The sequence below is a fragment of the uncultured Campylobacter sp. genome (assembly GCF_937949835.1).
GTDB lineage: Bacteria > Campylobacterota > Campylobacteria > Campylobacterales > Campylobacteraceae > Campylobacter_B.
Genome location: NZ_CALEDC010000164.1, coordinates 1 through 8,544, shown reverse-complemented (window position 1 = coordinate 8,544; position 8,544 = coordinate 1). Strand labels below are relative to the sequence as shown.

Annotated in this window: 6 protein-coding genes; 2 read left to right on the top strand and 4 right to left on the bottom strand. The window is 44.2% G+C overall.

The genetic code is table 11. The annotated features are described in order from the left end of the window. The 4 genes from Q0256_RS03570 to Q0256_RS03555 all read right to left on the bottom strand — a co-directional run. Window positions 1–1,655: mechanosensitive ion channel family protein (locus tag Q0256_RS03570; protein WP_297960109.1), on the bottom strand; the 1,655-nt coding region annotated here is incomplete at its 3' end. Continuing rightward, on the bottom strand, window positions 1,652–2,683 hold the full coding sequence (gene aroB / locus Q0256_RS03565) for a 3-dehydroquinate synthase (protein WP_297960107.1): 1,032 nt from the start codon (window positions 2,681–2,683) through the stop codon (window positions 1,652–1,654). The genes Q0256_RS03570 and aroB, both read right to left, overlap by 4 nt. A gap of 43 nt (window positions 2,684–2,726) precedes the next feature. Beyond that, window positions 2,727–4,145 carry a TrkA C-terminal domain-containing protein gene (locus Q0256_RS03560; protein WP_297960105.1) on the bottom strand — a complete coding sequence of 473 codons (1,419 nt, stop codon included), beginning with the start codon at window positions 4,143–4,145 and terminating at the stop codon, window positions 2,727–2,729. Window positions 4,146–4,437: 292 nt separating this feature from the next. Beyond that, complete coding sequence (locus Q0256_RS03555) at window positions 4,438–6,687, bottom strand: TonB-dependent siderophore receptor (protein ID WP_297960111.1); 2,250 nt, start codon at window positions 6,685–6,687, stop codon at window positions 4,438–4,440. 226 nt (window positions 6,688–6,913) lie between these two features. Here Q0256_RS03555 and Q0256_RS03550 point away from each other — a divergent pair, with 226 nt between their 5' ends. Beyond that, a complete protein-coding gene (locus tag Q0256_RS03550; RefSeq protein WP_297960103.1) occupies window positions 6,914–7,747 on the top strand; it encodes a YihY family inner membrane protein in 834 nt (277 codons plus the stop codon). Between the two features lie 248 nt (window positions 7,748–7,995). Next, the coding region (locus tag Q0256_RS03545) for a hypothetical protein (RefSeq protein WP_297960101.1) at window positions 7,996–8,544 on the top strand (549 nt) is incomplete at its 3' end.

The window sequence follows — 8,544 nt, the reverse complement described above, 5'->3', positions numbered from 1 at the left end:
GCGTTTAAATTTTGTGAACCTTGCTGCTCGAAGCCGAGATCTTGCGCCATGAAATTTCCGCCCGCAGCCACATAATTTTTGCCGTTAAAAAGCGTGTAGGCAGGATAGGCGATCTTGATATCGGGCTCGCTTCTTAAAGCGTCTAAAATTTCAGCCGAGATGTTGCTGCGAAGCCCGAGCGTCGCGTAAGAGTTCGTCATGTACCAAACCGAAATTTCAATGCCGTATGGCTCGAAAAAGCTGAAAATTCTAGGCTCGACGTTTGGATTTTTGATGCTGTATTGCGAGCGAAGCTTGCCCATCTGCTTTTTGGCGATGTCGGTGTAGCCCTTGGAATACTTCCGCACGATGTTTTTTATGAGATACATCGCCTTTTTATGGTTGCTATCAAATGTTAAAAGTATGCTGATGCCGTCCCAGACGGTCTTAAGTCCGCTATGGGTGTAGTTTGAGATAAGATCGGTAAAAATATAATTATTCGGTATGAAAATTACCCTGCCCGCGCGCTTGTTTTCTCTCCACGTAGTCATAGTAACGTCCTCGAAAATCGTCATCCTAAGCACCGAAATATCGATGATATCGCCTACGTAGGTCTCGCCGTTTTTATGCACTCTGATACGATCGCCCACGCGAAAGCTGCCACCGAGCACGATCGTAAGCCAGCCTAAGGAGCTCATAAACATATCTTTCATCGCAATCGCAAGACCTGCCGAGGCAAAGCCCAAAACCGTCACGAAGTGCGTCATATTCTCGATGTAAGAAAAGAGCAGTATCAGCGCAATCAGCGTGAAATTTAAAACATTGATAGCTTTATTTACGATATAAAAATTCTCGTCGTTTTTGATATATTTTTTCGCCACTACCTTGCAGAAAAACGACAGCGCGATGACTACGAGTATCCATACGGCGATGTTTCCCGCGCGCTTGATCTGCGCTTTTATATCGGCGGTCTGCACGGCGATTTGGGAGTTGATCTTTTTTTCGTAAACGTCGTACGTAGTCTGCGCGATCTCGTACGCGGAGCTAAACTCGCTAAGCTCGTAATCTAAGCTTTTAAGCTCCGCCGCAGCGCTTGCGTCCGTATCGATCTGCATCAAGCGCTCGTATAGCGCCCTTTTTGCTTCAAGTTTATCGATTAAAGCTTTAATATTTTCGATGGCGTTTTTCTGCTCCATCTTTTGAGCTTGCAAATTTCTAATCGTAGAAAAACCGGAAATTATCGAAAAAGGATTTGTAATGCGCGCAGGCTCTGGAGTTTCGGGCATCGCGATGATATCTAAAAACGGAGATTTTTCATACTCTTTTAGCAGTATGAGCTGCTCTTTTACGGCGCGAAGTCTTTTTTGAATCTCTGCGATCTTATCGGTGCCGGCGCTCTTTTTTAGCTCCGCTTCGAGCTGGCTGGATTGCTTTTGTAAATTTTGATAGCCGATGAAATTTGAAAAGCGAGAGATCCAGATATTATTTTTGATCTCATCGTCAATAACACGGATCTGATCTTTTAGCGACGCGGATAGCTTGGAATTTTCATCTTTCTTCTCACTAGCGGCGGAGCTAGCGTTGGATTCTAAGCGCGTATGCGCGGCGGAGAGCGTAGAATTTGCCTCGCAAAATGCAAGATTAAAAATCAAAAAAATAGCTACAAGCGCTCTCATTCAAACTCTTTCAGCGCTGTAATTACTTCATCTTTTGCGATCTCTTTGGAAGCGTAGAATTTACCGATGCCGTCGGGCAGGATAAATTTTATCTTGCCGTTTTCACTCTTTTTATCGAGAAAAAACAGCTCGTAAAATTCCGCTGCATCCTCTACGTGGAATTTTATCGGAAGTGTGAATTTTTGAAGCACTTTACGGATCTGCTCCTCCTGTTCGCCGCTTAGTTTACCGAGACGCCGCGCTAGCGCATTTGCCATCGCCATACCGACCGCTACAGCCTCACCGTGCAAAAATTTTTTATAATCAGTAATTTTTTCGATAGCGTGAGCAAAGGTATGCCCGTAGTTTAACACCGCACGCACGCCGCTTTCGCGCTCGTCTCGCTCTACGACGCCCGCTTTAATCTCCACGCAACGAGCGATTACGTGCGAAATTTCATCGGCGCTTTTCAGATCGTGCGTCTCGAAAAATTTAAATAGTTCGACATCAAAGCATACAGCCATCTTTACCGCCTCTGCGACGCCTGCGGCAAACTCTCGCGCAGGAAGCGTCGATAAAAATTTGCTCTCGCAATAAACCGCGCGCGGCTGATAAAACGAGCCGATTAAATTTTTGCCGAAGCGATTATTTACGCCCGTCTTGCCGCCGACGCTTGCGTCCACTTGCGCTAACAAGGTCGTAGGTATATTGATAAAATCGATGCCGCGCTCATAAATGCTCGCGCAAAAGCCCGTTATATCGCTAATGACACCGCCGCCAAGAGCGATGAGCGTGCTTTTGCGATCAAGCTTGGAGCTGAAAAGCTGCTCTAAGATTTGCTCCACGCTCGCGGTATTTTTATACTCTTCGCCGTCCGGGATCGTGATGATAAATTTTTGCTCGCAATCTAGCCGCTGCAGTAAGAAATCAAGCCACAGCCCGCCTACTTTGGGGTTTGTGATGATCGCTACCTTGCCTTTGAGCTTGATCTCTTGCAGTTCGTCGATAAAAACGCTGTATTTTTTACCTAAATTAAGATCGATTTTCATACGCTAGCCTTTGATTTTTGGGTAATTGTAACATAAATTTCGATTACTTTTCATACCCGTAATCGCTCGGAACGAAAATTTGATGATTTTTGCCGAGTTTAAAATACATCTGATCCAAATCCTGATTGAAAATCGACGTGAGCTTGCGCGCCAAAATTCTATCATTAAATGGCACGAACTGCAGCAGATCTCGCTCGCTGCCTAGCGCTAAAATCGGATTTTGTCGCTCGCAAGGAATCACGAATAAACTCTGCTTAAAAAGCTTCGATAAGCTCACGTAGCTTTGCGCAAACTCGCCCTTTTCGCTCTCGCCGAAAAGATACAAATACACGTCTAGCCCTAGCTGCGAGCTGATGTCAAAGACGATACTTGATTCCTCGCGAAGCCGCTCGCCGGCACTTAGCACGACGCTTTTACGCACATCTTTTAGCTCGCCCTCTCCAAGGCTTAACACCGGAATTTCAAGCGCTTTAAGTGCTGCTTTTTTCGCCTCAAAAACTCCGCTTGAGCAAACTACCAAACCCGCTTTATTTTCGCTCACGTCGCGCTTTAAATTTAGCTCGCCCGAGTAATCGATGAGAATTTCAAATTTATCTCGCTCGCACAGCGCCTTAAGCTCGCTAAAAGCGTCGTTTAGCAGAGGATTTAAAATTCGCAGATAAATTTTATGATTTCTAATATGCAAATCCAAAAACTCAAGCGCCCTAACCGTCCTAGCTATCTCGTCGCCGCTCATTTTTTTCATATCGATTAGCGCGAAAATATTTAGCCCAAACGGCGATGGAAATTGCCCGCTTTGCTTTTTTACTTCAGCAAACACCGCTCGCAGCGCACTAGGCTCACCAACGACTAAGATCGTATCATTCGGATATATCCTCGAGCCGGGCGTCGTTACGATGTAATTATTGTGACGGTAGATCATCGGAATTTGATATTTGGCATTAGAAAGCGTACTGATTTTTTTATACGCAAACGAGCTTCCTACGGGCACTTTTACCTCCATTATCTCTCCGCGCCCAAGCCCGATATTATCAGCAAAAACGGGGCTATCGGGCAAAAAACCGATGAAGCGCGAGGAATTTAGCGCAAGGGTATTTACGATTTTTACGTGAGCTTCATTTTTATTTTCGCGCAAAAGTCCCCAAAAATCGGCCACGTAAAGCTCTAAATCCGGAGCGAGCGTCTTTAAATTTTCAAGCGTTACTTTAGTGTCAAATTCATCCTCCATTATCACTATGCAGCGGTCAAATTCCTCTCCTGCTAGCACCACGCGCAACCGCTCAATGCTAGTAGGATCAAAAATTTCGACCGAAAAATTTGACTCGTTTTCAAGCTCTGCGGGCACGGCATCCGTATTTTTAGCTATGACGCGATATGATCTGATGACATCTTTGATTTTACAAACTTTGGATAAAAAATGGCGCGCAAACTTTCCGCTTGCGATGATTAAAACTTGTTTCATTGCTCTCCGTTTCGTGGTTTTGCAAAGATTATAACCAAAAACGGCTAAATTTTAAACCGCGCGCGGATAAATTTTGCAGGCAAGCTGAGGCGCGGCGACTTAAAAATTTAAAGATCGAAATTTTAAAATCAAGGTTTAAAATTTCAAAATCCAAGGCTTAAATTTTAAAATGAATTAAAACAAGCCTCGTTAAATTTAGTCTTGCTACTTAGAGCGATAAAATTTCATAAATTTAAAAGCGGCGCCATAATCATTTGCGCCGCTTAAGCAGAAATTTTAAACCCGCTAGATTTTAAAATTTCACCTCCGCAGAGAGCATGAAGCTTCTGCTCTCGCCCAGCGTTACGCCGTTTGCCGAGCCTAGTACGCTGGTTACGTTAAGTCCGCCCGCACCGTCGGCGCTCGCAGGATACATTCCCGCCCAGTATTTTTTGTTAAATACGTTATTTACATTGAAGCGCAGAGTGGTCTTATCGCCTAAAAGATGCTCGCTCGTATATCTAATGCCGATATCGGTAACGAAAAAGCTAGGCGTGTGCTGGGTGTTTAGATCATCCAGATACATCTTGCCGGTGTAGTGGAAATTTGTACTGATCGCAAGCTTATCGGTGCCGGGGATCACGTAATCAAGCATTAAATTTGCATTGATCTTAGGGATGCCGTTTGCGACCTTGCGGTTAGCGCCCGCGATGCTTACGTTATGCATCTTAGGATCGATGTAGGTAAACCCTCCTAGCACGCTTAAATTTTGCGTAATTCGTCCGCCGCTCATAAACTCAAATCCGCGGTTGCGCTGCTCGCCGTTTATGCCATAAAGCCCCGTAGAGCTATTTAGATACGCGATAGGTCTGCGGATATCAAAATACGCCACGCTAAAATCGATCATATCGGCTACGCGGATCTTAGCGCCGATCTCGTGCTGCTTGGAGCGATACGGAGATGTAGAGGCGACCTCGCCGTTATGCGGGCCACTCTTATAAACATAGGTAGAGCCCTGCTGCAAGCTATCTGCGTAGGTGTAGTAGATGCTAGCGTCCTGCACCGGATGAAAGATAAAGCTAGCCGCCCAGCTAAGCCCCGACTTGTCGTAGTTTTTCACTAGCCTTTGCTGCGCGTTATTATACGCCTTCGACTTCATCCAAGCATTTGAAGCGCTTAGCATCACATCAAATTTATCGTTTATCGTGATATCGTCTAGCATAGAGACGTTATACATATCCAAAACAGCGTAGTGATATAGCCCGCTTCCGCGCCTAGCACCGGTGTAATTTAGAATTTTAGGATCGTAGATATTACCTATAGTAGGTGAAGTGTAGTTGGTGCTCGCGATCTTATATCTATCCTGCGTCCAGTGATATTCGTTGGTCTGCACGCTGAAATCGTGCTCGATATCGCCCGTGTTAAACTGCGTATTAGCCTTGAGATAGCCGCTTGGCAGATCGAATCTATATGCTGCCGTAGCACCGCCGCTGTGTCTGGTTTGATAATCGCCAGGCTTTGTATATTGCGGATGTGTGCTAGGCAAGATATAATTTACAACGCCATGAGTATCACGATCGGCGCGCTGAAACTGAAAGCCGCCCTCTAAATACCATTTATCGGTAGGCGTAAATTTAAATTTCGCGCTTGCGGTAGTGGTTTTTAGATGCATTCCTCCAAAGCTCTGCCCAAGACCGCGTTTTGAAGAATCCACAGCCTTTGGAAGCTCCATGCCGTCTACGATTTTACCGTCTCGCACGCCGAGAGCAAACTGCCCCGCAAAGCCCTTGGTATTGTGCTCGTAATAGCTAGCCGCGGTCTCGAACGTTAGATCGCCCGTAGGATAAAATTCCATCGTGACGCTGGCTAAGCGGCGCTGCAAATTTGAGCCCTTCGGTTGTCTGTCGCCGTTTGATCCGTAAAATACCGCGCGGTAGCCAAATTTTTCAAATTTATCGGATAGATCAAGACCAAGACCTAGGTTGCTTCGCGACATATAATCGCTCCAAATTATGTATTGATCTTTTACCGGGCGCTTGCGCGTGTAGCTGAAAATGCCCACTGGGTTTTGCGCGCCGTAGAGCGAGCCTGCGACGCCGTTTTGCACCTGAAAGCTCTCAAACATCGCCATCGGAATCGCCGTCGTCGAAATCGTATAGAAGCCGTCCCAGAAGCTGTTGCCTACGACGCTGCCCTCAAAGCCACGCGTCTGCGGGCGTCCGACCGTAGCGCCGCCACGCATCTGAATCTGTGCGGACGGGAAGTATTTGACAGCCTCCTCGTAGCCGGTGACGCCTTGGTGGTTCATGATCTCCTTACTGATCGTGTTGATCTGATAGGGAAGATCCAAAGCGCGCTTGCCCGCAAGCAGGCCTTGTTGCACGTTTTTGCTCAAAAAGCCCTCGTCGATGCCGCTCTCGCTGATATTATCGCCGACGGAATTTACCTCGATTACGCCCATATTCTGCGACTTTTCAGGCGCAGAATTACCGCCACTTTGCGCTACAGCCAAACTGCTGCATAGTAGGCACATACATGCCGCTAATGAAATTTTAAATTTCATCGTTTTCCTTCGTTCCATTATTTTCCCTTCGTTATGGATATATTTAATATTATTTTTTAGCATATTAGAAAAACTTTCCTAAATTTAGACTAAATTCGAGATATAAATTTATATATTTGTAGTCGCATTTTTTAGCTTTAAATTTCATAGACGATATACCACGATACAAAAGAAAAATTGCGCAAATTTATATGAAATTCTAAAATTTTAATGTAAAATCGCCCGTATGAAAAAACTAATACCTGCACTTATGCAAGCGCAAAACCGACTCAAAAATTTCTTCCGCCTCTACGATACCGAGCTCATGCACCATGCATCAAGCCTTAGCTTTCACACGATTTTGGCGCTACTGCCGGTGCTGATGGTCTCGCTTAGCGTCTTTATGCAGCTGCCAAGCTTCAAAGGCTACTACGATAAGATTATGGGCTTTATTTTTTCAAACTTCCTGCCTGCAAATCAAGCGAGCATGGCACACTATATCGAGGAATTTATGGCTAACGGGCTAAGCCTTGGCGTAACGGGCTTTTGCGCAGTGTTAGTTACGTCGGTGCTGTTTTTCGGAGATTTTGAAGCGATAATTGCGCGCATTTCGCATTCGCCCGAGCGGAGCTTTTTTAAGAGTCTAAGCACCTACTGGACTCTGATGACGCTCGCTCCTGTGGGGCTTGGAGCGTCGTTTTATATCAGCGGCGAGCTTCAGGAGCTACTAAATAAAACCGAGTTTACGAGCTGGATAAATTTGCTTAAAATTCTACCCTACTTAATCGTTTGGGGGATCTTTGCGATTACTTATGCTACGGCAATCAACCGCGAGATCCGCGCAAAAGCAGTGCTTGCCTCATCGCTCGTAGCATCGATTTTATGGTGGCTTTCAAGACTGGTTTTTGCGCAATACGTCTTTTATAACAAAACCTATCTTAGCATCTACGGCTCGTTTTCGGTCGCGCTATTTTTCTTTCTGTGGATCTACATAAGCTGGATTTTCTACCTATACGGCGTGAAATTCTGCGTATTTTTGGACGCTAAATTTAAAAGAGGTGGCGAGCGACAAAGCGCTTGAATTTCTGTGCAAGGCTGCGTTTTTCTATGCTTTTTGGATTAAAGCGCATTTTCTGCATGGGCTAGAAATTTAAATCGAAATTTTAAAATTCTATCGAAAACGAGCGGGAAGTTTGTCTTTGAATAATCGGCATATGCATATAAATATAATTTTAAAAATTTAATGAGGTGCGGCAAGGCTGAAATTTTAATCCCTCGCACAGCGTCGTTAAGATAAAATTATGCGCGATTTTAAAACAGGGGGATATTATGAAAGACTTCGAGAAAGAGCCGATAATCATAGAAAACGACTACTTTTTTAGGCTTACTATATCAAATAAAATCATGTGCATGCTTATATTCTTGTCTTTTGTCTTGCTAAATTTAACGCCGGAGCTGGATCCGCATAAAGAAATGATGAGAAGGGCGTCATTAACGCTAGGGATTTTCGGAATTTTATTTAGTATTTTTTGGGAGATAAAAATAGCCTATCAAGAATTTTACAATAAGTTTTTTACAAAATTTTATGATGATAAAATTTCATTCGACTATATAGACGAACATATGAAATTTAAAACCGAAATTTTACAAAAAGACGATCTCGTATCGGTAACTTGGGCGTTGATACCATACAATGAGCAAGACGTAAATATATGGATCAAAGATATAAAAAATAGGAGAAAGAGAATGGTTAGGTATTTGGTAAGTCCAATATTCTTTTTAATCACCATGCTACATCATTTCATTTTCTTAGCACTCAACGGATTCAAATTTAAAAAGTATATATTGTATAGGTTTAAATCAGGCATTATTGCAGTG